Origin of the sequence: Methylobacterium sp. CB376 (genome assembly GCF_029714205.1) — a bacterium.
In the GTDB taxonomy this organism is placed as follows: domain Bacteria; phylum Pseudomonadota; class Alphaproteobacteria; order Rhizobiales; family Beijerinckiaceae; genus Methylobacterium.
In genome coordinates, this window is sequence record NZ_CP121648.1 from 526899 (window position 1) to 549781 (window position 22883).

General features: G+C 72.9%; 22 protein-coding genes. 11 read left to right on the plus strand and 11 right to left on the minus strand.

Features of this window, described 5'->3' with window-relative positions; translation table 11 throughout:
* Positions 1-56: 56 nt before the first annotated feature.
* On the minus strand, positions 57-551 hold the full coding sequence (locus QA634_RS02250; protein ID WP_012330425.1) for a GNAT family N-acetyltransferase: 495 nt from the start codon (positions 549-551) through the stop codon (positions 57-59).
* The gene (locus tag QA634_RS02255) at positions 536-2164 is read right to left on the minus strand and encodes a glucan biosynthesis protein G (protein WP_012330426.1); all 1629 of its coding nucleotides are present in this window, start codon (positions 2162-2164) and stop codon (positions 536-538) included. The genes QA634_RS02250 and QA634_RS02255 overlap by 16 nt, the downstream gene beginning before the upstream one ends.
* A 674-nt stretch (positions 2165-2838) precedes the next feature.
* Between QA634_RS02255 and QA634_RS02260 the strand changes: the two genes are divergently transcribed.
* Together QA634_RS02260 and QA634_RS02265 are read left to right on the plus strand one after the other, a co-directional pair.
* A complete protein-coding gene (locus QA634_RS02260; protein WP_026190940.1) occupies positions 2839-4005 on the plus strand; it encodes a type III PLP-dependent enzyme in 1167 nt (388 codons plus the stop codon).
* Positions 4006-4202: 197 nt separating this feature from the next.
* Positions 4203-4766 (plus strand): GNAT family N-acetyltransferase, encoded by a 564-nt coding sequence (locus QA634_RS02265; protein ID WP_012330428.1) that lies wholly within the window; start codon positions 4203-4205, stop codon positions 4764-4766.
* Between the two features lie 796 nt (positions 4767-5562).
* On the opposite strand, the gene QA634_RS02270 is transcribed toward QA634_RS02265, so the two are convergent.
* Both QA634_RS02270 and QA634_RS02275 read right to left on the minus strand, forming a co-directional pair.
* Positions 5563-5784 carry a hypothetical protein gene (locus QA634_RS02270; protein ID WP_012330430.1) on the minus strand — a complete coding sequence of 74 codons (222 nt, stop codon included), beginning with the start codon at positions 5782-5784 and terminating at the stop codon, positions 5563-5565.
* Positions 5785-6211: 427 nt separating this feature from the next.
* A complete protein-coding gene (locus QA634_RS02275; RefSeq protein WP_018262790.1) occupies positions 6212-6424 on the minus strand; it encodes a hypothetical protein in 213 nt (70 codons plus the stop codon).
* A 254-nt stretch (positions 6425-6678) separates the two neighbouring features.
* On the opposite strand from QA634_RS02275, the gene QA634_RS02280 reads away from it, so the two are divergent.
* From QA634_RS02280 to QA634_RS02300, 5 genes are all read left to right on the plus strand, one after another.
* On the plus strand, positions 6679-8109 hold the full coding sequence (locus tag QA634_RS02280) for a homospermidine synthase (RefSeq protein WP_012330432.1): 1431 nt from the start codon (positions 6679-6681) through the stop codon (positions 8107-8109).
* 135 nt (positions 8110-8244) lie between these two features.
* Entirely contained in the window at positions 8245-8811 is a 567-nt protein-coding gene (locus tag QA634_RS02285; protein ID WP_012330433.1) for a Uma2 family endonuclease, read from the plus strand.
* Positions 8812-8825: 14 nt separating this feature from the next.
* On the plus strand, positions 8826-9167 hold the full coding sequence (locus tag QA634_RS02290; RefSeq protein ID WP_012330434.1) for a hypothetical protein: 342 nt from the start codon (positions 8826-8828) through the stop codon (positions 9165-9167).
* A gap of 31 nt (positions 9168-9198) precedes the next feature.
* Complete coding sequence (locus tag QA634_RS02295) at positions 9199-10614, plus strand: amidase (RefSeq protein ID WP_012330435.1); 1416 nt, start codon at positions 9199-9201, stop codon at positions 10612-10614.
* 40 nt (positions 10615-10654) lie between these two features.
* Complete coding sequence (locus QA634_RS02300) at positions 10655-12616, plus strand: SDR family NAD(P)-dependent oxidoreductase (protein ID WP_012330436.1); 1962 nt, start codon at positions 10655-10657, stop codon at positions 12614-12616.
* Between the two features lie 301 nt (positions 12617-12917).
* Here QA634_RS02300 and QA634_RS02305 read toward each other — a convergent pair whose 3' ends face one another.
* Entirely contained in the window at positions 12918-13955 is a 1038-nt protein-coding gene (locus tag QA634_RS02305; RefSeq protein ID WP_415926897.1) for a DUF2865 domain-containing protein, read from the minus strand.
* Positions 13956-14116: 161 nt separating this feature from the next.
* Here QA634_RS02305 and QA634_RS02310 point away from each other — a divergent pair, with 161 nt between their 5' ends.
* Complete coding sequence (locus tag QA634_RS02310; RefSeq protein WP_018262787.1) at positions 14117-14638, plus strand: CreA family protein; 522 nt, start codon at positions 14117-14119, stop codon at positions 14636-14638.
* Positions 14639-14768: 130 nt separating this feature from the next.
* Here the strand turns inward: QA634_RS02310 and QA634_RS02315 are convergent, their stop codons facing one another.
* Positions 14769-15104 carry a hypothetical protein gene (locus QA634_RS02315; RefSeq protein WP_012330439.1) on the minus strand — a complete coding sequence of 112 codons (336 nt, stop codon included), beginning with the start codon at positions 15102-15104 and terminating at the stop codon, positions 14769-14771.
* Between the two features lie 345 nt (positions 15105-15449).
* On the opposite strand from QA634_RS02315, the gene cysS reads away from it, so the two are divergent.
* Entirely contained in the window at positions 15450-16832 is a 1383-nt protein-coding gene (cysS, locus tag QA634_RS02320) for a cysteine--tRNA ligase (RefSeq protein WP_012330440.1), read from the plus strand.
* 209 nt (positions 16833-17041) lie between these two features.
* Here cysS and QA634_RS02325 read toward each other — a convergent pair whose 3' ends face one another.
* Positions 17042-17635: an LOG family protein gene (locus QA634_RS02325; protein ID WP_012330441.1), complete on the minus strand. Its 594-nt coding sequence runs from the start codon at positions 17633-17635 to the stop codon at positions 17042-17044.
* A 213-nt stretch (positions 17636-17848) separates the two neighbouring features.
* On the opposite strand from QA634_RS02325, the gene QA634_RS02330 reads away from it, so the two are divergent.
* Together QA634_RS02330 and QA634_RS02335 are read left to right on the plus strand one after the other, a co-directional pair.
* Positions 17849-18964 carry a peptidoglycan-binding protein gene (locus QA634_RS02330; RefSeq protein ID WP_283027207.1) on the plus strand — a complete coding sequence of 372 codons (1116 nt, stop codon included), beginning with the start codon at positions 17849-17851 and terminating at the stop codon, positions 18962-18964.
* The gene (locus QA634_RS02335; RefSeq protein WP_283027208.1) at positions 18961-19167 is read left to right on the plus strand and encodes a LysM peptidoglycan-binding domain-containing protein; all 207 of its coding nucleotides are present in this window, start codon (positions 18961-18963) and stop codon (positions 19165-19167) included. Before QA634_RS02330 ends, QA634_RS02335 begins: the two co-directional genes overlap by 4 nt.
* 293 nt (positions 19168-19460) lie before the next feature.
* Here QA634_RS02335 and QA634_RS02340 read toward each other — a convergent pair whose 3' ends face one another.
* Genes QA634_RS02340 through QA634_RS02355 form a run of 4 tightly spaced genes read right to left on the minus strand, consistent with a single transcriptional unit; the run spans position 19461 to position 22819 of the window.
* Positions 19461-20192: a maleate cis-trans isomerase family protein gene (locus QA634_RS02340; protein ID WP_012330443.1), complete on the minus strand. Its 732-nt coding sequence runs from the start codon at positions 20190-20192 to the stop codon at positions 19461-19463.
* Entirely contained in the window at positions 20192-20965 is a 774-nt protein-coding gene (locus tag QA634_RS02345) for an ABC transporter ATP-binding protein (RefSeq protein WP_012330444.1), read from the minus strand. Before QA634_RS02345 ends, QA634_RS02340 begins: the two co-directional genes overlap by 1 nt.
* A gap of 2 nt (positions 20966-20967) precedes the next feature.
* Positions 20968-21834 (minus strand): ABC transporter permease, encoded by an 867-nt coding sequence (locus tag QA634_RS02350; RefSeq protein WP_012330445.1) that lies wholly within the window; start codon positions 21832-21834, stop codon positions 20968-20970.
* The gene (locus QA634_RS02355; RefSeq protein WP_043700745.1) at positions 21818-22819 is read right to left on the minus strand and encodes an ABC transporter substrate-binding protein; all 1002 of its coding nucleotides are present in this window, start codon (positions 22817-22819) and stop codon (positions 21818-21820) included. Before QA634_RS02355 ends, QA634_RS02350 begins: the two co-directional genes overlap by 17 nt.
* Positions 22820-22883: the final 64 nt, after the last annotated feature.

Genomic DNA, 22883 nt, shown 5'->3' on the forward strand with positions numbered 1-22883 from the left:
CCGCGAAGCCGAGGCCCGAAGCGCCCGGCCGCGATCGACCCGGCGTCAGGCGCCGGTCATGCCGGGTCCGCGGCCTCCTCCCGCGGCGCCAGCACCTTCTCGTAGCGCCAGGCCGTGGTGCCGTCCTCGTAGTAATCCGGCACCGTCTCGAAGCGGACGTAGCCCGCCCGCTCGTAGAGGCGGATGCCCGGGCCGTTATCCTCGCGCACCTCCAGGCGCAGGCGGGTGCAGCCGTGGCGGCGCGCCTCCGCCTCGGCGGCGTCGAGGAGGAGGCGGCCGAGCCCGGTCCCGGCCCGGGCGGGCGCCACCGCGATGGAACTCAGGCGCGCCCGCCGGCTGGTGCGCCGGCGCTCCAGCGTGGCGGCCCCCACCAGCACCGGCCCGTCGAGGGCGACGAGGAGCGAGATCGTCGGCGAGCCGATGGCGTGCCGGATCGCCCGCCGCTCCGCCCGGTCGGTCGCGAAGGTGGCCGCCTCCAGGGCGACGAGCGCGTCGAGATCGGCGGGCGTCGCCGGGCGGACCGTCACGCCCCGGCTCACGCGGCCTTCCACGGGAAGGTCCAGGTCTCCGAGAGGGTGCGCCCGCCGGCCCGCAGGAAGGCCCGCAGGTCGGTCGCCTGGCCCGGATCGTCGAGCCGCACGTCGAGGGCGGCCCGGAATCCCTTCACGTGCAGGTTCGGCACCAGCGAGGTCGCCACGATCCGCCCCCGCGTGGTCGAGGGCACGATCTCGACCGCCTTCGGGTCGCCGAGCCAGTAGGCGAGGTCGCCGCCCGAGAAGTCGATCAGGAAGCGCCGGCTCAGCGGGTCGGGCGCCTCGGCCGGGCCGCCGCTCGCCGCCGGCCGCGCCACGTAGGTGTTCACGACCCGGGCGCCCGGATGCAGGCTCTCGGATTCGCCGATCGCCCGCAGCAGGTAGGAGAGCTCCACCGCCTGGCCGGCCGCGAGGGGCTGGCGCGGCTGCCAATAGGCGACGACGTTGTCGTGGGTCTCGTTCCCGGTGGGCAGTTCGACGAGGTGCACCGCCCCCTCCCCCCAGGCGCCCTGCGGCTCGACCCAGTAGCTCGGCCGCCGGTGGTAGAAGGCCTCGAGATCCTGGTAGTTCTCGAACACCCGGTCGCGCTGCATCAGGCCGAACCCCTTCGGGTCGCGGTCCTGGAACGCGGAGATCCAGCGCTCCTGCGGGTTGCGCAGGGGCCGCCAGATCCACTCCCCGCTCCCCGACTGCATCAGCAAACCGTCCGAATCGTGCAGTTCGGGCCGGTAATCGTCCGAGCGGTGGCGGTCGTTCTCGCCGATGAAGAACATCGAGGTGAGCGGCGCCAGCCCGATCCCCGCCACCTCCCGCCGCGGATGCAGCGAGACGCGGACGTCCACCACCGTCTCGTCGCCCGGATAGACCAGGAACTGGTAGGCGCCGGTGCAGGCGGCGCCGTCGAGCAGCCCGTAGATCACCGCCCGGTCGGCGTTCTTCGGCGGCACCTCGATCCAGAACTCGCGGAAGAACGGGAATTCCTCCGGCCCGCCCTGGGCCTCGACGTTCACCGCGAGGCCCCGCGCCGAGAGGCCGTAGAGCTGGTCGCGCCCGAGGAAGCGGAAGTAGCTCGCGCCCAGGAAGGCGATCAGCTCGTCGAGGATCCCGGGCCTGTTGAGGGGATAGTGCAGGCGGAAGCCCGCGAAGCCGAGATTGAGCGGCAGCGGGCCGTCGAGCTTGGTGCGCCCGAGGTCGAACAGGGCGGCCTGGTAGGGGATCGGCGTCGGCACGCCCTCGCGCACCACGTTCACGGTGACGGGGCGCTTGAACAGGAAGCCGAGGTGGAAGAGCTGCAGGCGGAACGGGCCGTCCCGGTCGCCGAGCAGCGCCTTGTCGGGCCGGAAGCGGATGTCGCGCCACGCGTCGTAGTCGAGCCCGGCGAGCGGCCCCGGCAGCGCCGGGACGCCGCCGTCGAAGGGCGCGTTGGCGAGGTCGCGGGCGCGCCGGACCACGTCGTCGAAGCGGAACGGCGTCGGCCCGGCCGGCGGTGGGGACGGCAGGGCGCTCGGCCCCGGCTGGGTCGGCCCGACCTGGGCCCGACCGACCTGGGCCCGGGCGGGGAGCGCGGCCCCGGCCAGCAGGCCGGCGAGCAGGGTGCGGCGCGACGGCTCGCGCGATGGCTCGATCGTCATGGAACCTGGGATGTCACGGGAGACGGGACCTCTCCGCTTCGGGACCCGGTGAATGAACGCTTCCCGCCTGCTTGAGAAGGGGGCGGCGGCCCGAAACGCCCGTCCCCGTGGCCGATCCGCCACCCGGCGGATTTTCTGCGGAACGGCGCGATTTCGGGGTTGCGATCCGGCCCCGCTGACCGTATCTACCCCCTTGCCCAATTTCGCACGTGCCTGTGGCCGCGTGCCGGTTGGTGGGCATCCGGACAAGAGGCCGGACAGCCGCCAGGGGTCTTAAAGGATCGATGGTCGACAGGGTGGATCCCTCCGGCCGGCATCCAGGTGGCGACACCGGACCCCGACAACAACCGGCAGCCGGAGGCGAAACCGGCGAACCCCGCTCTCCACGGGGGACGCAGCTTAAAGCAACGACGAACGGGCTTTTTTGGTCTCGTCGGCCCTCCAAAGGTCGACACCGAAGAGGCTTGTTTCTCCTTGCCCCATGTGCGGATCGGGTCATCCCGCTCCAATCCAAGGCAGCTTCCGGGTGCTCTGCGCCCGCGTCGCCCAGCGTGTCTCCACAGCACGCCCGCGACGCGTCGCATCGCCCCCTGACGCCGGACGGCTGCGCGCCGTCTGATCTTCGACATCGGGTTCCCGCGCGGGACCCCCTTGAGCCTTTGGTGGGGATGATCATGACCGATCGCATCCGCGATTTCCTGCGCGCTCGCCGTGACCTCGGCCGTGACGAGGGGCCGGTGATGGTCCTCGACCTCGACGTCGTGCGCGACAATTACCACGCCTTCGCCCGCGCCCTGCCCGACACCCGCGTCTTCTACGCCGTGAAGGCGAATCCGGCGCCGGAGGTGCTCGGCCTGCTGGCCTCGCTCGGCTCCTGCTTCGACACCGCCTCGGTGGCCGAGATTCAGATGGCGCTCGCCGCCGGCGCCACCGCCGACCGCATCTCCTTCGGCAACACCATCAAGAAGGAGCGCTGCATCGCCCGCGCCCTCGCGCTCGGCGTGCGCCTGTTCGCGGTGGATTGCGAGGCGGAGGTCGAGAAGATCGCCCGCGCGGCCGCTTGCGCCGACGTGGCGCCCGAGGAGGTGCAGGTGTTCTGCCGCATCCTCTGCGACGGGGCCGGCGCCGAGTGGCCGCTCTCGCGCAAGTTCGGCTGCGTGCCCGACATGGCGGTCGACGTGCTGGAGCACGCGCACCGGCAGGGCCTGCGCGCCTACGGCGTCTCCTTCCACGTCGGCTCGCAGCAGGGCAATACGGAAGCCTGGGACGGGGCGCTGGCCTCGGCCGCGATGATCTTCCGGGAATGCGCCGAGCGCGGCATCGCGCTCGCGATGGTCAATCTCGGCGGCGGCTTCCCGACCAAGTACCTCAAGGAGGTGCCGGGCGTGGAATCCTACGGTGGCGCGATCTTCCGGGCGCTCACCAAGCACTTCGGCAACCGCATGCCGGAGACGATCATCGAGCCGGGCCGCGGCATGGTCGGCAACGCGGGCATCATCGAGGCGGAGGTCATCCTCGTCTCGAAGAAGTCCGAGGCCGCCGACGAGGTGCGCTGGGTCTACCTGGACATCGGCAAGTTCGGCGGGCTCGCCGAGACGATGGACGAGTCGATCCGCTACCGCATCCGCACCGACCACGACGAGGACCGCATGGTCCCCTGCGTGCTCGCCGGACCGACCTGCGATTCGGCGGACGTGCTCTACGAGAAGATCCCCTACCCGCTGCCCGTGTCGCTCTCCATCGGCGACAAGGTGCTGATCGAGGGGGCCGGCGCCTACACCACCACCTACGCGGCGGTGGCGTTCAACGGCTTCCCGCCGCTGCAATCCTACGTGATCTGACCGGTCCGATCCGCGCCGCCCGCCGGCGCCGTGGCGGCGCCTGCCGGCGCCGTTCGTCTCGCGCCGGCCCCCGCCCCGACCGGGCGGCGGGCCGGGCGCGTCCTGCACCCCACCCGGTCCCGGACGGCCCGCGGGCGCTGCGCGCCCAGGCGGGTGCGAGGGCTGTTCTCTCCCCTGACCTTCGGGAGGCTACGGCCGTGATCCAGATCCGCGACGAGCGCGCCACCGACATCGCCGCCCGCGAGCAGCTCCTCGACACCTGCTTCGGCGAGGCGCGCTTCACCAAGACCTGCGAGCGCCTGCGCGAGGGCCGCCTGCCGGCCGAGGGCCTCGCCCTCGTGGCCGAGCAGGACGGGCGCCTCGTCGGCACGGTGTGCCTGTGGGACGTGGCGGCCGGCCCGCGCCGCCCGGCCCTGATGCTGGGCCCGCTCGCCGTGGAGCCGGGCCTGCAGGGCCTCGGCGTCGGGGGGACGCTGATGCGCGCGGCGCTGGCGCGCGCCGCCGCCCTCGGCCACCGGGCCGTGATCCTGGTCGGGGACGCGCCCTACTACGCCCGCTTCGGCTTCGCGGCCGGGGCGGTGGGCGCCCTCTGGCTGCCGGGCCCCTACGCCCGGGAGCGCTTCCTCGGGCTGGACTTGGCGCCGGGAGCGCTCGCCGGCGCGGCAGGCCTCGTCCAGGCGACCGGCCGGCCGGCGCCGGCGCCGGACCTCGCCGCGCTGGTGGCGGCGGAGGCCGCGCGGCCGCTCGCGCTGGCGGCGTGAGCATGGCGAAGCGCGGCCCCGCCGGAACGGGGCCGCGCCCTGGCGGGTCCCTCAGGGCAACGCCGCAGGGTCGCGGAACCTGCCGGCGCGCACCTCGGCCGGATCGTCTCCGGCCGGGGGGTGACACGATTCTCGATCCCAAGCCAAAGGGTTGGCGACGATTCGAGAACCGAACCGGCGGTCACGGGACGTGACTGCGGGCATCGGACCAACGTCGGAGGCCGGGATCGTGCGCGAGCGCCGCACGATCCCGAACCGCTCGGGCGGAAATCCCATGACGGATGCGGATCGGGTTGCTGCACCGAGCCCGGATCCGAGAGATCCCCGATGGCCGACGCGGTGATGAGCCTTGGGGCGCTGTCCGAGAAGCGCTTCGGCCCCGATCAACGGCGCGAGATGGGCGGCAGCCCGCGATGCGGGCTGGCGCATGACAGCAAGCTCACCGCGAGACACACGATGTCGTCCTGGCCGGCGCCAAAAGAAAACGGCCGGCCGATGCCAGCTCTCGACCGCGATATGGCAATGTCTATCGTTCCGGCGGGTCAAGTCCGCGCGCAACACGATCGAGGACTAGCGGAGCGCTTCCACCGAGATAGATCGCACTCCAGACATTCTGCGCGTCGAGTGCGATCGGAAGGGCACCCGCAATGAAAGCAAATGCGACCTTCAAGGTCAGGAAAGAGATCCTGTGGTATTTCTTCGGCAGGATCCGCCATTGGCCCCCGCCGCAGTCAGAGCCGCACCAACCTCGACACTTATACTTCCCAGAACGCCCCAGAGATAGATATTCGGAACATCAAGCCCTGAGACGATCATTCCGGCAGTCGTCCTCGCTGTGACGTCCGACCTTGAACAGCCATGTGACGCGAGAGGCAAGGCTCGTGATGCGCCGAGCCAGTCGATCGCGATGGGTCAGGCGGGCCACGAGCAGCGCGATGTTCGCCGCCACGAGCACGCCAAGGCCCGAAGCGAACACCACGAACACCCCATCTGCGATTCGGTCCGTCACGGCCGACATCCTCCGATACAGAACGGATCGCGGAATCGACACCGCGTCATGCGGTAACGCGATCCGATCGGGGCGATCGGGTGAGGGCAGGAGGTGACAAGGGAGGCGGGTTCTGAATCGGCCGGCGACCCTGGCCGGGGTTGGCGGGCCGGGGGTTTCGACGCAACGGCGCTCCTCGATGACCTTGCGGACAGGCCCGATCCCCGACGGTCGGGCAAAGTCGCCGGCCGCCCCTTCCGTCGGCGCCTCCCGGGCAGGCCTGCCACACCGGCAGCCTGACCGCGCCGGACCGGCCGGTCATTGGGGTGGGTCTGCCATCAGCCACGCCGCGGCCCGGGGCGCGATCCTTCGCGTGGTCGCAGCCCAATGCCGGCGAGGCATGACGCCGCCGCGGCTCGGGGCGGGCGGCGGCTCGCGCCGGCCCGCCCGGGCCCGATCAGCAGAAATACTGCCCGATCTGCCGCTCGATGTCGTCGGTGACGCGCCCGCCATGGGCCTGGATGAAGCCGCCGATCTGCGCGTCGCGCCGACGCAGGCGCTCGGCATGGACGGCCTGCACGATGCGGCTGATCAGGGCGAGGAAACCGGGCTCGGCCTCGGCGGCGGTGGGGGTGCGGTGGGGAAGAGCGTGGCTGAGAACCGCGAGCATGGGACACTCCTGAAAGTGATGTGCGCGCGGGCGTTTCCATCTGTTTGTTGCAACGCAATATGGGATATGACGCGGCGCACACGAAGGCCCGCCGCCGCAGCGGAGCCATGCGGCTGCCTCATGGCGGCGGCAACGCTTCGTTCCCCCGGACGGCCGGTTGACCCTGCGGGCCGGAGTCGCCAATCACCGCGTCGCCGGCCCGTCACCGATCTCGGCTAACCACGCGCACTTTCCCATCCACGGAGGCACTTCCCATGACCGACTGGCCCGTCCACGGCCATATCAGCGGCCCCATCGTGATGATCGGCTTCGGGTCGATCGGACGCGGCACCCTGCCGCTGATCGAGCGCCACTTCACCTACGACAAGGCGCGCTTCACGGTCGTGGAACCCTCCGACGCGCACAAGGCCCTGGCCGAGCGGCACGGGCTGCGCTTCGCGCAGGTGGCGCTCACCCGCGACAATTACCGCGAGGTGCTCACCCCCCTCCTCACCGAGGGCGGCGGCCAGGGCTTCTGCGTCAACCTCTCGGTCGATACCTCCTCGCGCGACATCATGGAACTGTGCCGGGAGATCGGCGCGCTCTACATCGACACCGTCGCCGAGCCGTGGCCGGGCTTCTACTTCGACAAGAATGCCGGCCCGGGCGACCGCACCAACTACGCGCTGCGCGAGCAGATCCTCGACGCGCGCCGGCGCAGGCCGGGCGGCACGACCGCGGTGTCCTGCTGCGGCGCCAATCCCGGCATGGTGTCCTGGTTCGTCAAGCAGGCCCTCCTCAACGTCGCGGCCGATCTCGGCCTCTCGGTCGAGGAGCCCAGGACCCGCGAGGGCTGGGCGGCGCTGATGCGCGAGGTCGGGGTCAGGGGCATCCACATCGCCGAGCGCGACACCCAGCGCGCCAAGTCCGAGAAGCCGATGGGCGTGTTCGTGAACACGTGGTCGGTCGAGGGCTTCGTCTCGGAGGGCAACCAGCCGGCCGAGCTCGGCTGGGGCACCCACGAGACCTGGATGCCGGAGAATGCCCGCACCCATGCGGGGGACGCGCCGGCGATCTACCTGCTCCAGCCCGGCGCCGACACCCGCGTGCGCTCCTGGACCCCGACCGCCCAGGCTCAGTTCGGCTTCCTCGTCACCCACAACGAGGCGATCTCGATCGCCGACTATTACTCGGTGCGCGAGGGCGGCAAGGTCGTCTACCGGCCGACCTGCCACTACGCCTACCATCCCTGCAACGAGGCGGTGCTCTCGCTGCACGAGATGTTCGGCCAGGCCGGCCGCGTGCAGGAGAAGCACCACATCCTCGACGAGAACGAGATCGTCGACGGCATCGACGAGCTCGGCGTGCTCCTCTACGGCCACGGCAGGAACGCCTACTGGTACGGCTCCCAGCTCTCCATCGAGGAGACGCGGGCCATCGCGCCGTACCAGAACGCCACCGGCCTGCAGGTGACCTCGGCGGTGCTCGCCGGCATGGTCTGGGCGCTGGAGAACCCGGAGGCCGGCATCGTCGAGGCGGACGAGGTCGATTTCCGCCGCTGCCTGGAGGTCCAGCTGCCCTATCTGGGGCCCGTCGTCGGGGTCTACACCGACTGGACGCCGCTGGCCGACCGTCCCGGGCTGTTCCCGGAGAATATCGACGCGAGCGATCCCTGGCAGTTCCGCAACGTGCTGGTGCAGCGCTGAGACGCGGGCGCGGCGCCCGCTGCGGCGCCGCGCCCCACCGTCGCGCAGCGCCGCAGGGCCGCACGGCGAAGAGCCGCCGCAGGCTGTCGCGCTTGCCCGCCCGGTGCTAGCATCGGGGCACGGACGGGAGCTTCGATGTCCCTCGCGCTGCGCCGCGAGCCGCGCATGCGGTTCGCCGAATTCCTGAACCTGATCCGGGCGCGCCCCGACGAGGAACGCTGGGAACTCCTCGACGGCGAGCCCGTGCTGATGGCGCCCCCGACGGGGCGCCACCAGCAGATCGTGATGAATCTCGGCCGACACCTCGCCGAGCTGGCCGAGCGGCGCGGCTGCCGCGCCCTGCCGGGACTCGGGCTGCACAACGACGCCGTGGACGATTTCGCGCCGGTGCCGGACCTCGTCGTGCGCTGCGGCCCGCTCCTCCAGGACGGCTACGCCCGCGATCCGATCCTGGTGGCGGAGGTGCTGTCGCCCTCGACCATGCACGAAGACCGCGGACGCAAGGCCGCGTTCTACCAGTCGCTCCAGACGCTGCGGGCCTTCCTGATCGTCTACCAGGACGAGACGCGGGTGGAGGTCTGGTCGCGGGGCAACGGGCCGGACTGGACCAAGCGGGCGCTCGGCGGGGGCGACGCGATCGACCTGCCGGATCTCGGCGGGAGCCTGCCCGTCGCCTCCCTGTATGCCGGCCTCCACACCTGACCACGGGTCCGCCCTTGCCCCATTTCGACGAATTCTACGCCAACAAGCTGCGCGGCACCCTCGGGGTGACGGATGCCGAATCGGTGCTCGACCTGCGCGGCACGCCCCGGGCGAAGGCGGAAGCCTCGCTGACCGACATGCTGGAGCGCAGCCGCTTCGCCAAGGGCAAGACCGTGGCGGTCCGCCTCGACGCCCCGGTGCCGGGCGGCGGCGAGACCCTGTTCCAGCCCGTCGGCCGCCTGCTGCTCGAAGCCAAGCGGCGCGGCTGGGTCGACCGCCTGCAGACCCTGCCGGCCCAGGACGGGCTCGGCTTCTACATCGCGCTCGCCGGCAAGCCGGCCCGGGAGGGCGCGTGACCGCCCGCGCGATCTCTCCCCGCGAGGCGCGATGACCGAGTCCCTGGCCGACCTCTGCGCCACCGACCTCCTCGCCCGCTACGCCGCGCGCGACCTCTCGCCCGTCGAGGTGACCGAGGCGGTGCTGGCCCGGGTGGAGGCCATGGAGCCCACCCTGCAGGCCCTCTGCCTGCTCCTCCCCGAGGAGGCCCGGGAGGCCGCCCGCGCCTCCGAGGCGCGCTGGCGGCGCGGCGAGGCGCTCGCCCTCGACGGCGTGCCCGCCACCGTCAAGGAGAACATCGCCACCCGGGGCGTGGCGATGCCCCTCGGCACCGCGGCACGGCGCGACGCGCCCCCGAGCCCGGAGGATGCCCCCGCGGCCGCCCGCCTGCGCGAGGCCGGGGCGATCCTGTTCGCGCGCACCACCATGCCGGATTACGGCATGCTCTCCTCGGGCCTCTCCAGCATCCACCCCCTCACCCGCAACCCCTGGGACCCGACCCGGACCCCGGGCGGTTCCTCGGCCGGGGCGGGCGCCGCCGCGGCTGCCGGCTACGGGCCCCTGCATCTCGGCACGGATATCGGCGGCTCGATCCGCCTGCCGGCCGGCTGGTGCGGCATCGTCGGCCTCAAGCCCAGCAACGGCCGCGTGCCGGTCGACCCGCCCTATTACGGCCGCTGCGCCGGGCCGATGACCCGCAGCGTCGCCGACGCGGCCCTGGCCATGCGCGAACTCAGCCGCCCGGATCACCGCGACGGCACCGCGCTCCCGCCCGCCGGCCTCGACTGGCTCGCCCTCGACGGCCTCGACCCGAAGGGCCTGCGCCTCGGCCTCCTGCGCGAGGCGGGCGTCGGCCTGCCGGTCGACCCCGCCGTCGCGGCGGTGATCGAGGACGCGGCCGCGCGCCTCGCGGCGGCGGGCGCTCGGGTGGAGCCGGTCGCGCCCTTCCTCACCCGCGCCATGCTCGACGGGCTCGACACGTTCTGGCGCGAGCGCGCCTGGAGCGACATCGGCGCCCTCGCCCCGGAGCGGCGCGCCGCCGTGCTGCCCTTCATCCGCGACTGGGCGCAGGCCGCGCGGGGGTCGAGCGGCGCGGCCGTCTTCGCGGGAATGAGCCAGATGGGGGCGATGCGCGACGCAGCCCTGCGGGCGATTCGCCCCTTCGACTTCCTGATCAGCCCGGTGGCGCCGATCCCGGCCTTCCCGGCGGAGCTCGCCTCCCCGACCGACGACCCGATGCGCCCCTTCGAGCATATCGGCTTCACGGTCGCCTTCAACATGTCGGAGCAGCCCGCCGTCGCGGTCCCGGTGGGCCTCACCCCGGAGGGCCTGCCGGTGGGCCTCCAGATCGTCGGGCATCGCTTCGACGATCTCGGCGTGCTGCGCCTCGCGCGGGTCTTCGAGGATCTGCGGGCGCCGCTGCCGCGGCGGGCGCCGGCCGCGCCGCCGCGGGCCCCGGCGCGTTGACAGCGGGGGAAGCCCGGCCGATACCCGCGCCGGCTTCCCGATGCGCAGACCGACCCTCAAGAGCGCGGCGATCGTCGCCCACGACCTCGTGGCGACCGCCCTCGCCGTCACGCTCACCTTCCTGATCCGCTTCGATGACGCGCGGCTGGCCGAGCGCCTCGCGCATCTGCCGGTGCTGCTCGGCCCCTTCGTGCTCTATGCCGGGCTCGTCTATCGCTGGTTCGGGCTCTACCGCACCAAGTGGCGCTTCGCCTCGCTCCCCGACCTCGCCGCCATCGTGCGGGCGGTCGCCGTCCTGGCCCTGTCGCTGCTGCTCCTGGATTACGCGCTGGTCTCGCCCGCCCTGTTCGGGATCTACTTCTTCGGCAAGATCGCGATCGGGCTCTACTTCGTCCTGCAGCTCTTCCTGCTCGGCGGCCCGCGCGTCGCCTTCCGCTACCTGAAATACAGCCGCTCGCGCCAGAGCCACGCCCGCGCCGCGACGACGCCCGCGCTCCTCCTCGGCCGCGGCGCGGAGATCGAGGTGGTGCTGCGCGCCATCGAGGCCGGGACGGTGCGCAAGCTCGCGGCCCAGGGCATCCTCTCGCCCCGGGCCGAGGATCGCGGCCAGAGCCTGCGCGGCGTGCCGGTGCTGGGCGCCTTCGCCGACCTGGAGCAGGTCGTGGCGGACCTCGCCGCCCGCGGCGTCGCGGTGCGGCGCCTCGTGGCGACGCCGAACGCCCTCACACCCGAGGCCGATCCCGACGGGCTCCTCGCCCGCGCCCGCCGCCTCGGCCTGCCGCTCGCCCGCGTGACCACCCTCGGCGAGGGCCTGCGCGACGCCGAACTGGCGCCCCTCGAGATCGAGGACCTGCTGCTGCGCCCGACCGTCCCGATCGACCGGCCGCGCCTGGAGCGCTTCCTCGCCGGCCAGCGCGTCGTGGTGACGGGGGGCGGCGGCTCGATCGGCTCGGAGATCTGCGCCCGGGCCGTGGCCTTCGGCGCCTCGGCGCTCCTCGTCGTGGAGAATTCCGAGCCCGCCCTGCACGGGGTGCTGACGCGGCCGGCCCTGGCCGAGAGCGAGGCGGAGGTGAGCGGCGTCATCGCCGACATCCGCGACCGGGAGCGGCTCTTCCACGTCCTGCGCGCGTTCCGCCCCGACGCGGTCTTCCACGCCGCCGCGCTCAAGCAGGTGCCCTACCTGGAGCGCGACTGGACCGAGGGCATCAAGACCAACGTGTTCGGCTCGGTGAACGTGGCCGACGCGGCGCTGGCGGCGGGCGCCCGCGCGCTGGTGATGATCTCGACCGACAAGGCGATCGAGCCGGTCTCGCAGCTCGGCGTCACCAAGCGCTTCGCCGAGATGTACGCGCAGGCCCTCGACGCGGCCGGCGGGCCGGCGCGGCTCGTGGCGGTGCGCTTCGGCAACGTGCTCGGCTCGGTCGGCTCGGTGGTGCCGGTGTTCAAGGCGCAGATCGCCCGCGGCGGGCCGGTCACGGTCACCCATCCCGAGATGGTGCGCTACTTCATGACCGTGCGCGAGGCCTGCGACCTCGTGCTCACCGCCGCCTCCCACGCCGACCGCGAGGGTCGCGACCCGCGGGCGGGCGACCAGCGCGCCGCCGTCTACGTGCTGAAGATGGGCCAGCCGGTGCGGATCCGCGACCTCGCCGAGCGCATGATCCGCCTCGCCGGCTTCGAGCCGGGCCTCGACATCGAGATCGCCGTGACGGGCGCGCGGCCCGGGGAGCGCCTGAACGAGATCCTCTTCGCCCGCGACGAGCCGATGGTGACCCTCGACGGGATCGAGGGGGTCATGGCGGCCAAGCCCGTCTTCGCCGACCGGGCGCAGCTCGCGCGCTGGCTCGAGCGGCTGCGCGCGGCGGTGGCGCAGGCCGACCGCGCGGCGGCCGAGGCGGTGTTCGCGGAGGCGGTGCCGGATTTCGCCCGGCGGCCGGGCGCGGCGCGCGAGGCGCCGGCGGCCGAACTGGCGCCGCGGGATGTCGGGGCGGGCGGGGCGTGATCCGGGCTCCGCTTGCTCGAAGCGGAGCCCGGATCACGAGCCCGCGCGGCGCCTGAGCGAAGCCGACATCCGCATTGCCGAAATGGGAGATGGCGAAGCAATCAACCGGATGGCGTAATGACGCCCGCCCTCGGCCGGGCCGCGCTCGCGCCGGAGGACGCGCGTCGTACCGGCGGTCGTGAGAAGAAGCGACCGCTGGCCTGGTCCGGCGACGCGTCCTTCGCCCAATCGGCCGGCGGTCCGGGCCGCGGGATGCTGCGGCGTCCGACCGTCCCGGGGACGCGGGTCGCGCGGCCCCGGATCAGGGCGTGGCGACGGGCTCGGTCCCGGGCGCCGGGCTCGCCGGCGCCGCCGCCTGGGGCCCGTCGATGCGCGCCTGGATCGGGACCGGGATGATCGTCGGCGCGATCACCCGCACGGCGGGCCTCTCGTCGGGCCCGGCGGGCTTCGCCGCGGGCGTCGCCGGCGCCTCGGCGCCGGGCGGCTCCTCCAGGCCGTTGCGGGCCGCGGCCGAGGCGGCCACCACCGCGGCCGAGCGGTCGGCGCGGCCGACGAGGGTGAGGCGGACCTTCGGCCGCGAGAGCGCCTCCGCCTGGGCCGGCGTGACGAAGATGTCGCCCTTGTGCTGGACCAGCATGCTCTCGGCCTTCACCAGGGCCTGCGCCCAGGTCTGGCCCTGGCCCCGGCAGGAGCAGTTCGGCACGAAGGTCTTCTGGAACTTGAAGGCGTTCGGCAGCGCCGCGTAGGCGCGCCGGGTCTGGATCGCGGCCGCGTCCTTGAGGCCGTTGTCGCTCGCCGGCATCGAGTAGGCGGCGGCCTCGGTGCCGGGGCAGAGGGCCTTGCACATCTCGTCGGCGCCCTCCCGCCCGTCCGGCAGGTTCGGCATCGGGAAATAGGCGCCGTCGCACAGGCGCACGCAGATCACGTGGCCGCCGCCGCGGGCGAAGCCGTCCGCCAGCTTCGCCGCGGCCGGCAGGCCCGTGCACGAGTCCTTGACGGCGGCGACGAGCTGCTCGCGCCGGGCATCCGCCACCTGCGTGTTGCCCGCCCCGTAGCCGGCGTTGAGGGCCCGGATCCGCTGCTCGACCTGGGCGCATTGCGGCGGGCGCATGTCGAAGAACAGGAAGCGCCCGCCCTCGCAGCCGATGGAGCTGCGGTAGGCGACGAGGCGCTGGATCTCCTCGACCTGGCCGCGGTTCGACTCCCGCTGCAGGTTGGCGAGCTCGGCGCGGAAGCGCTGGCAGGCGGCGGCGTTCGGCTCCGCCCAGGCACCCTGAACGAGGGCGGCCACGGCGACGATCCCGGCGAGGAGCCGGGCGAGCAGGCGGGACAGCGTCATGGCGTTCCGGCGATGGATCTGACAGGGGGCGGGCTCGGCCGCGGAGGCCGAGCCGGCGGCGTCCCGCATCGACGCCGCGAGACTTGGCTGTTCTAACCGCCCTCGCCGTTCGGCAACAGCCTTCCTACATGCCTTAACGTTGGTTTGACGGGGATCCGGGAATGGTGTGGCGGCGGAGTCTCATGCGGGTGGCGCTGGCGGCGGGAATGCTCGCAGGTCTCGGCGGAGCGGCGCGGGCGGAAGAGCCCGACCGCATCTTCGACAAGTCCACGGTCTGGCGGCCGCTGACGCCGAACGACAAGCTCGTCGTCTACGGGATCGACGATCCGGACGTTGGGGGGGTGGCCTGCCACTACACCCTGCCGGAGCGCGGGGGCATCAAGGGAACGCTCGGGCTCGCCGAGCAGGTCTCGGACATCTCGCTGTCCTGCCGGCAGATCGGGCCGGTGCAGTTCAAGCGCAAGCTGACCCAGGGCGAAGTGGTGTTCAGCGAGCGCCGCTCGCTGATCTTCAAGAGCATGCAGATCGTCAGGGGCTGCGACGCCAAGCGCAACACCCTGGTGTACATGGTCTATTCCGACAAGCTGATCGAGGGTTCGCCCAAGAACTCGACCTCGACGGTGCCGCTGATGCCGTGGGGCACCGAGCCGCCGCCGAAATGCGGCGACTTCCTGAAGGGCTGATCCGCTGTCCGGACGATCACGTCCGGAGAGCGGATGCCAAGCCCGCGCGGCGCGTGAGCGACGCCGACATCCGCATGGCCGAAATGGGAGATGGCGCAGCAATCCGTCGGATGTCGGATGACGACCCGCGTCAATCCCGGCAGGTGATGCGGATCGGGCGGTCGGCGGGCCGGCTCACGGGCGCCGACGGGGTGTCGATTGCACCCGTGTACTCGTCCTGCGCGGCGGCCCCGAAGGAGGCGGCCTTGGCGAAGCCCTGGGACTCGCACCACGCATCGGCGACCACCTGGCCGCACTCGCCGCCGCCGGTGCTCAGGCACTCGGCGACGCCGTAGCCGTCGCTCGACGGGATCAGGAAGGTCTTCTCCGCCCCGGGCGCCGCCGCCGCCTCCGATCCAGCGGCCAGCGCGGGGCCGGCGAGCGCGAGGAGACCGACGAGGCCGAGGGCGGCGAGGGAGCGACGCATGGGATTGCCTTCTGGATCGGAACGCTTTGGCAACCGACACTCGGAGGCGTCGGTAAACAAAGGCTAAACGGAACCCGCGCACGGCCGGCGGGCGGGAGGGCGGAGAAGGGTTTGGGCGGGTGGCCCGCGCCCGTCGCCGGCGGCTCGAAAACCGTGCCGAGCTGGGCTAACCCGGTTCGGCCGTCCGCGGCGTCTCGCGGCTGCAACAGCGGCCGGAAACGGATGACCCGCCCGATCCGGCGCGGATCGCGATTGGGCCGGGGGGATCTCCGGCAGGCCAATGTGTTAGAAGCGCCGCGGGCGCGCCCGACCGCGCCGCCGCATCATCCCAGGGAGCAGGGTTTCATGGCCCCGTTGTTGCGCCTCTACAACACGCTCACGCGGGCCAAGGAGCCGTTCGCCCCGATCGACCCGTCCCGGGTGCGGATGTACGCCTGCGGCCCGACCGTCTACGACGCGGCCCATATCGGCAACGGCCGGCCGATCATCGTCTTCGACCTGCTCTTCCGCCTGCTGCGCCACCTCTACGGGGCCGACGCGGTCACCTATGTCCGCAACGTCACGGACGTGGACGACAAGATCAACGCGCGGGCGGCCGAGCGCGGCGTCTCGATCCGCACCCTGACGGACGAGACCCTGGCGGGCTTCCACGCGGACCTGCGCCGGCTCGGCGTGCTGATGCCCGAGGACGTGAACCGGCCGGGCGCGCGCCCCGCCTTCATCGAGCCGCGGGCGACCGACCACATCGCCGAGATGGCGCAGATGATCGAGCGGCTCGTCGCCGCCGGCCACGCCTACCTCGCCGAGGATCACGTGCTGTTCGACGTGCCCTCCATGCCCGATTACGGGGCGCTCTCACGGCGCCCCCTCGACGAGATGGAGGCGGGGGCGCGGGTGGACGTGGCGCCCTACAAGCGCTCGCCCCTCGACTTCGTGCTCTGGAAACCCTCGAAGCCGGGCGAGCCGGCCTGGCCCTCCCCGTGCGGGATCGCGGCGCCGGGCCGTCCTGGCTGGCACATCGAGTGCTCGGCCATGTCGTGGAGGCATCTCGGCGAGACCTTCGACATCCACGCGGGGGGCATCGACCTCGTCTTCCCGCACCACGAGAACGAGGTCGCGCAGTCGCGCTGCTGCTTCGGCACGCCGGTGATGGCCAATGTCTGGCTGCACAACGGCTTCCTGCAGGTCGAGGGCGACAAGATGTCGAAGTCGCTCGGCAACTTCGTCACCCTCAGGGAGGTGCTGGCGGACTGGCCCGGCGAGGCGGTGCGGCTGGCGATGCTGCGCACCCATTACCGCCAGCCGATCGACTGGACGCTCCGGGCGCTGGAGGAGGCGAGCCGCACCCTGGAGCGCTGGTACGAGAGCGTCGGGGACCTCGGCCCCGCGCCCGCCGTGCCGGAGGGGGTGCGGGACGCGCTCCTCGACGACCTCAACACGCCGGCCGCGCTCGGCGAATTGCACAGGCTGGAGGATCCGGCGGCGCTCAAGGCCGGGGCGGGGCTGATGGGGCTGCTCGGCGCGACCCGCTCGGCCCGGGCCGAGGCGGCGGTGGCGGCCTCCGGGATCGACGTCGCGGCCGTGGAGGGGTTGATCGCCGCGCGCAAGGCCGCGCGCGCGGCGAAGAACTGGGCCGAGTCCGACCGCCTGCGGGGCGCGCTCGCGGGGATGGGCGTCACCGTCAAGGACAACAAGGACGGGACGACGACCTGGACCGTGGAGGGGTGAGGCGGGATCCGCTTGATCGACGCGGATCCCGGATCACCAGCCTGCGCGGCGCCTGAGCGCGGCGCCTGTGCGACGCCGACATCCGCATGGCCGAAATCGGAGATGGCGAAGCCATCAACCGGATGTCGGATGAAGCGGGGCCCCTCCCCGGCCGGGTCGGCGCCCGGGCCCGAGGGGGAATGCCACCCCGCCCCGACGCCGCGGCGCCGTCAGAACCGCTCCTCGATGAGGGCGTCCGCCTCGGGCCGGGGCGGATGGGCGCGCAGGGCGCTCTCCAGCATCCCCACCACCGCCTCGGGGCGCTCGGCGACGAGGTAGTTGAGGTCGAGCCCCTCGCGGATGAAGCCCTTCGCGCGCATGTGGTCGAGCAGCGCCAGGAGCGGCGCCCAGAACCCCGCCACCGACAGGAGCAGGATCGGCTTGGCGTGCTGGCCGAGCTGCGCCCAGGTCATCTGCTCGACGAGTTCCTCCAGGGTGCCGATGCCGCCGGGCAGGGCCACGAACGCGTCCGAGCGGTCGAACATCAGCCGCTTGCGGGTGTGCATGTCGGGCACGACGATCGTCTCCTGCACGTCGTCGAGCATCCGCTCGCGCGACTTCAGGAAGTCCGGGATGATGCCGGTGACGTGCCCGCCCGCGTCGAGCACCGCCCGCGCCACCGTGCCCATCAGCCCGACATTGCCGCCGCCGTAGACGAGGCCGATCCCGGCCTCCGCGAGGGAGTGGCCGAGGGCCCGCGCGGCCTCCCGGAACACCGGGTCGGTGCCGAAGCCCGAGCCGCAATACACGCAAACCGTCCGCATCAATGCTCCGCGTTCCGCTGCCGCGCCGGCGCCCGGACGGTCCGGGGGCCGGCCGCGGGGCGGCGCAAGATCCGGTCCACCTCCGCAAGGTTCCGCAGCTTGGTGTCTTCCGGACATGCCTGATAATATGGCGGCGATCGACCAGCGTTGTCGACCAGGAGGCGAATGGCCGCGCGCCGACCCTGAAGCCGGCGCGACCAGGAGTGGAACGCCATGACGGCGGAGTTGCGGCGAGGCGTGGCGCTCGCGGGCATCGGGCTCGTGAGCGGGATCGTGCTGATCGGCATCGTGTCGAGCGGCAACCGGATGCTGTCGACGAGGGACGCGCCCGAACCCGCCGCCCCCGGCGCGGCGGCCGAGCAGCAGGCGGCCCTGGCGCCCCCGCCCGCGCCGCCCTCCGCGCCGCCCTCCGCGCTGCCGTCCACTTGGCCGCCCTCGGCGGCGCCGCGCGCCCCGAGCTTCGACGTGATCCGGGTGGAGCCCACCGGCGAGAGCGTGGTGGCCGGCCGGGCGGCGCCGGAGGCGCAGGTGGAGCTCCTGCGCGACGGCGAGGTCTTCGCCCGCACGCAGGCGGATGCGAGCGGCCAGTTCGTCCTCGTGCCCCCGGCCCTGCCGCCCGGCAGCCACGCGATCGGCCTGCGCAGCGTCGCGCCGGACGGCACCCGCACGACGGGACCCGAGAGCGCCGTCGTCGCGGTCGCGGCGAACGCCGCCAGCAAGCCGCTCGTCGCCGTGAGCGCTCCCGGCCAGCCGACCACCGTGCTGTCGCAGCCGGAGGAGGCGCCGAAGCCCGCGCCGTCCGTCGTCGCCGCGGCGCGGGAGGCCCCGGCGGCCCCGCCGCCCGGGACGACGCCGATCCGCATCGCCAGCGTCGACGCCGAGACCGGCGGCAAGCTCTTCGTGAGCGCGCAGGGGGCGCCGCAGACGAATGTGCGGCTCTACCTCAACGAGACGCTGATCGCGCCCGGCCGGACGGGATCCGACGGTCGCGTCGCCTTCTCGATCGGGCGCGGGGTGCGGCCCGGGGATTACCGGGTGCGGATCGACCAGGTCGACCCCGCGACCGGCTCGGTGAGGACGCGCTCGGAAGTGAAGTTCGCCGTCCCGCCGAGCGTGGAGGCCGCGCCGGTGGTGGCCGCCGCGCGACCCGCCCCCGCCGGGCCGCCGAAGCCGGCGGGCCATCCGGCGCCCTCCCCGGCCGCGGCGCCCGCGCCCCCGGCCCCGCGACCCCGGCCGTCGACGCGGCGATCGCGCCCGCGGGACCCGCCGCCCTCGCCGCCGCCGGGCCGGCCTCCGGGCGGATACCGGACCCCTCCACGGTGTTCGTGAGCGCGGTCAGCACGGCCACGGTCACCCGCGGGGACAATCTCTGGAGCATCAGCCGCAAGGCCTACGGGAAGGGGGTGCGCTACACGGTGATCTTCGGCGCCAACCAGGCCCAGATCCGCAACCCCAACCGAATCTATCCGGGGCAGGTCTTCGTGCTGCCGGGCGAGGCCCCACCCGCCGCGGTCGGGGCGAAGCGGGGCTGAGGATCGCGCGACCCGGCCTCGCCCGGGACGCGCGATCGGCCGATGCCGAGGCCGCTCGCTCCCGCATCGGGCGATCCGGCTCGATCCTGCGTCGACGGATCAATCATGGGTGGCGCGCCGGCGCTGCGGGGCCATCCCGCCCAATGCCGCCGGTCATTTCTCATGACCGGTGGTGCGGCACTCGAATTGTCGCCAAGCCTCTCGTTCGCCAAGCCTCTGGTTCACCAAGCCTCTGGTTCACCAAGCCTCTGGCTTGAAATCGAAAATTCGAGATGGAGCGACGGCCCGCTGCGTCAGCATCCTGAGCCGTTGGTACAAGGCGCGAACAGCCGCCCCCAGCGCGCGAGCGGCGCCGGGTCGGCCCCGGCCCGGCGCAGGGCCGCCCAGAGCGTGACGGCGATCGAGTCGTAGACCGGGAGGCCGAGCTCCGCCTCCAGGGCGGGGGCGAGCGCCGTCCCGTCCAGGTTGGTGCAGACGATCGCCACCGCCTCCACGCCCTCGGCGGCCACCGCCCGGACCATGCCGGCGAGGTCGCCCTCGGGCAGAGCCGCGAAGGAGAAGTTGTCGGAGAGGCCCGCATGCCGCTCGGCCGCGCAGGCGAAGCCCGCCGCCTCCCAGTTTGCGCGGATGCGGGCCTGCACGTCGCCCCGGTAGGGCGTCACCAGGCCGATCCGGCGGTGGCCGGCGCGGCGGAAGACGTCGCGGAAGCCCAGCACCGCCGTGCAGGCCGCGATCCCGGTCCGCGCCTCGATCCCGGCGCAGAGCGCCTCGTCGCGGTCGAAGCCCAGCCACGCCGCCGAGGTGCCGTTCCAGGCCACCACGTCGACCTTGGCGTCGGCCAGGAGATCCGCCGCCGCCAGGACCGGCTCCGCGTCGAACTGGCCGAGATCCTCCGGCGCGAGCGAGATCGCCGTGACCCGGAAGCGCGAGAAATGGGCCGTCACGCCGGGAAGGTCCCGCAGCATCGCGGCGGTCGCCGGTTCGAGCCGCGTGTTCGACGAGGGCGTCAGCATCCCGAGCCGCATCAGGCGGCCCGAGGCGGACGGGCCGATTCCGCGCGGATCAGGCCGAGCACGTGGCGCTTCACGTCGTTGAAGGCCGGGCTGGTCACGTCCCGCGGCCGGGGCGCGTCGAAGGGCAGAACCTCGCGGATGCGGCCGGGCCGCCGGCTCATCACGGCGACGCGGGTGCCGAGCACCAGCGCCTCGTCGACCGAGTGAGTGACGAAGATCACGGTCGCGCCGACCCGCTCCCAGATCGCCACCAGCTCCTCCTGCATCTCGCTCTTGGTCTGGGCGTCGAGGGCGGCGAAGGGCTCGTCCATCAGGATCACGGCCGGGTTCATCAGCAGCGCCCGGGCGATCCCGACCCGCTGGCTCATCCCGCCCGACAATTCGGCCGGGTAGTGCCGCTCGAAACCGCGCAGGCCGACGAGGTCGAGATAGGCCTGCGCCCGCTCCCGGCGCTCCGCCCTGCCGACGCCCTTCAGCGTGAGGTGGAAGGCGACGTTGTCGATCACGGTGAGCCAGGGCATCAGCGTCGGCTGCTGGAAGACCACGCCGCGGTCGGCGCCCGGCCGCTCGACGCACCGGCCCGCCACCCGGATCTCGCCCGAGCTCGGCGCCTCGAAGCCGGCGACGAGGTTCAGGAGCGTGGACTTGCCGCAGCCGGAGGGGCCGAGCAGGCACAGGAACTCCCCCGCCGCGAGCGACAGGCGGGTCCGCTCCAGGGCGACGAGGTCCTGGCCGTCGCGGTCGCGATACACCTTGCGGACGTCGAGGAGGTCGATCGCACTCATGCTCAGCGGCCCTGCACGGTGGTGCCGCGCTGCCAGTGCAGCACCGTCGCCGCCACCGCCTTGAGGCAAAGATCGGAGAGGTAGCCGAGCAGCCCGATCGAGATCATCGCCGCCAGCACGATGTCGTAGCGCAGGAAGTAGTAGGAATCCCACAGCACGTAGCCGAGCCCGCTCTTCACCGCGACCATCTCGGCCGTGACCGTGAGCATCCAGGCCGAGCCGATGGCGATGCGCAGCCCCGAGACGATGGCGGGCAGCGCGGCCGGCAGCACGATCCGCGCCAGGAGCTGGCGCTCGCTCGCTCCCATCATCGCCCCGGCGCGGATCAGGTTGCGGTCGACCGAGCGCACGCCGTGGATCGTGTTCATCAGGATCGGGAAGAACGCCCCGAGGAAGACCAGGAAGATCGCCGGCCTGTCGGCGATGCCGAACCAGATGATCGCGAGGGGGATCCAGGAGACGGGCGGGATCGGGCGCAGCATCTGCAGCGTCGGCTCGACGGTGCGCTCGACGAGGCGCCACCAGCCGATCGCCACCCCGAGCCCGACGCCGCAGAGCGCCGCGATCGCGTAGCCCGCCAGCACCCGCGACAGGCTGGCGAGGGCGTCCGAGGGCCAGTGGCCCGAGGAGCTTTGGGTGCTCTCGTCGAGGCCGAGCATCCAGTCGGCCAGGGCGTGGAGCACCGCCGAGGGCGCCGGCAGGAGGGCGGGCGGCAGCGCGCCCGAGCGCGCGAAGGCCTCCCAGCCGGCGACAAGGACGAGCGGCAGCGCCGCCCGCTCGGCCCATCCGGCGAGGCGCCGTCGCAGGACGGCCCCGGGCGGCAGGCGCAGGGCCGAGGCCGGCCGCGGCAGGTCAGTGGCCGAGGCCATCGCGGCTCTGCTTGGTGGCCGCTTCCAGGAAGGAGTAATCCATGTTGGCCTCCACCTCCTTCGACACGTCGCGGCTGATGTACTTCAGGTCCCGCATCATCTCGGCAATGGCGAGCGTCCGGGCCCGGTACATGCGGTAGTCGGGCTCGGCGTTCTTGAGCGCCTCGGCGGCGACGTCCTTGGATAGGCCGGTCTTCTGGTTGATCACGTCGACCCAGACGCCGCGATCCGCCTGGAGCTTGGCGACGAGGGCGACGTCGGCATCGACCACCGCCTGCACGGCGGCGCGGCGGGCCTTGATCACGTCCGAGCGGGTGACGATCAGGTTGGTGAGCTTGCCGGCCGCCTGGTCGTAGGGGAGCACGAAGTGGTTCGCGGCCCCGGCCATCCGGATCTGCGAGGCGAAGGGCTCCACCGAGCAGACGAGGTCGACCTCGCCCCGCTGCATCGCCGCGAGGTGGTCGGACGGGTTCGGGATGTTGACGAACTGGATGTCGCGGTTGGGATTGATGCCCTGCTTGAGGAGGGCGCCGCGCATGTGGATGTCCTGCGCGTTGCCGCGCGAGGCCGCGACCTTGAGCGGCGTGCCGGCCGCCTTGCGGGCCTCGACCAGCGCCTTGAGGCCCGCCCAGTCCTCGGCCGCGAGGTTGAGGCCCTTGGTCGACAGGCATTCCGAGCCGCCATTCACCTCTCCGGCCACCGCGACGAGGTCGAAGCCCTTGTCGAGGGCGGTGACGTAGTGGAGGTAGGTGACCTGCGCGACGTCGAGGCTCTTGGCCACCAGGGCGGTGAGGACGTCGTTGCCGGAATTGAAGCCCGTCGCCTCGACCGTCACCCCCTTGCCGAGCTCCTTGCCGAGCTCCTTGGCGAGATCCGGGATCAGCGCCATCGGCAGGCAATGGGCGCATTTCGCGTAGCCGAGCCGCACCGGCGCGCCGTCCTGCGCGGTGGCCGCGCCCGACCAGGCCCAGAGGGCCGCCACCATGACGAGACCGAAACGATGCCGGAGCACGGGACACCTCGGGGGCTGCCGCAGCGGCCGATCCGCC

Excerpts from the sequence above, each read along its gene's own strand:
- QA634_RS02325 (WP_012330441.1), bottom strand. The coding sequence starts at position 17,635 with ATGCGGACGGTTTGCGTGTATTGCGGCTCGGGCTTCGGCACCGACCCG.
- QA634_RS02355 (WP_043700745.1), bottom strand. The coding sequence starts at position 22,819 with ATGGTGGCGGCCCTCTGGGCCTGGTCGGGCGCGGCCACCGCGCAGGAC.
- QA634_RS02305 (WP_415926897.1), bottom strand. The coding sequence starts at position 13,955 with ATGACGCTGTCCCGCCTGCTCGCCCGGCTCCTCGCCGGGATCGTCGCC.
- QA634_RS02345 (WP_012330444.1), bottom strand. The coding sequence starts at position 20,965 with ATGAGTGCGATCGACCTCCTCGACGTCCGCAAGGTGTATCGCGACCGC.
- QA634_RS02270 (WP_012330430.1), bottom strand. The coding sequence starts at position 5,784 with ATGTCGGCCGTGACGGACCGAATCGCAGATGGGGTGTTCGTGGTGTTC.
- QA634_RS02315 (WP_012330439.1), bottom strand. The coding sequence starts at position 15,104 with ATGCGTCGCTCCCTCGCCGCCCTCGGCCTCGTCGGTCTCCTCGCGCTC.
- QA634_RS02330 (WP_283027207.1), top strand. The coding sequence starts at position 17,849 with ATGACGGCGGAGTTGCGGCGAGGCGTGGCGCTCGCGGGCATCGGGCTC.
- QA634_RS02310 (WP_018262787.1), top strand. The coding sequence starts at position 14,117 with ATGGTGTGGCGGCGGAGTCTCATGCGGGTGGCGCTGGCGGCGGGAATG.
- QA634_RS02340 (WP_012330443.1), bottom strand. The coding sequence starts at position 20,192 with ATGCGGCTCGGGATGCTGACGCCCTCGTCGAACACGCGGCTCGAACCG.
- QA634_RS02255 (WP_012330426.1), bottom strand. The coding sequence starts at position 2,164 with ATGACGATCGAGCCATCGCGCGAGCCGTCGCGCCGCACCCTGCTCGCC.
- QA634_RS02295 (WP_012330435.1), top strand. The coding sequence starts at position 9,199 with ATGACCGAGTCCCTGGCCGACCTCTGCGCCACCGACCTCCTCGCCCGC.
- cysS (WP_012330440.1), top strand. The coding sequence starts at position 15,450 with ATGGCCCCGTTGTTGCGCCTCTACAACACGCTCACGCGGGCCAAGGAG.
- QA634_RS02280 (WP_012330432.1), top strand. The coding sequence starts at position 6,679 with ATGACCGACTGGCCCGTCCACGGCCATATCAGCGGCCCCATCGTGATG.
- QA634_RS02300 (WP_012330436.1), top strand. The coding sequence starts at position 10,655 with ATGCGCAGACCGACCCTCAAGAGCGCGGCGATCGTCGCCCACGACCTC.
- QA634_RS02260 (WP_026190940.1), top strand. The coding sequence starts at position 2,839 with ATGACCGATCGCATCCGCGATTTCCTGCGCGCTCGCCGTGACCTCGGC.
- QA634_RS02275 (WP_018262790.1), bottom strand. The coding sequence starts at position 6,424 with ATGCTCGCGGTTCTCAGCCACGCTCTTCCCCACCGCACCCCCACCGCC.
- QA634_RS02285 (WP_012330433.1), top strand. The coding sequence starts at position 8,245 with ATGTCCCTCGCGCTGCGCCGCGAGCCGCGCATGCGGTTCGCCGAATTC.
- QA634_RS02350 (WP_012330445.1), bottom strand. The coding sequence starts at position 21,834 with ATGGCCTCGGCCACTGACCTGCCGCGGCCGGCCTCGGCCCTGCGCCTG.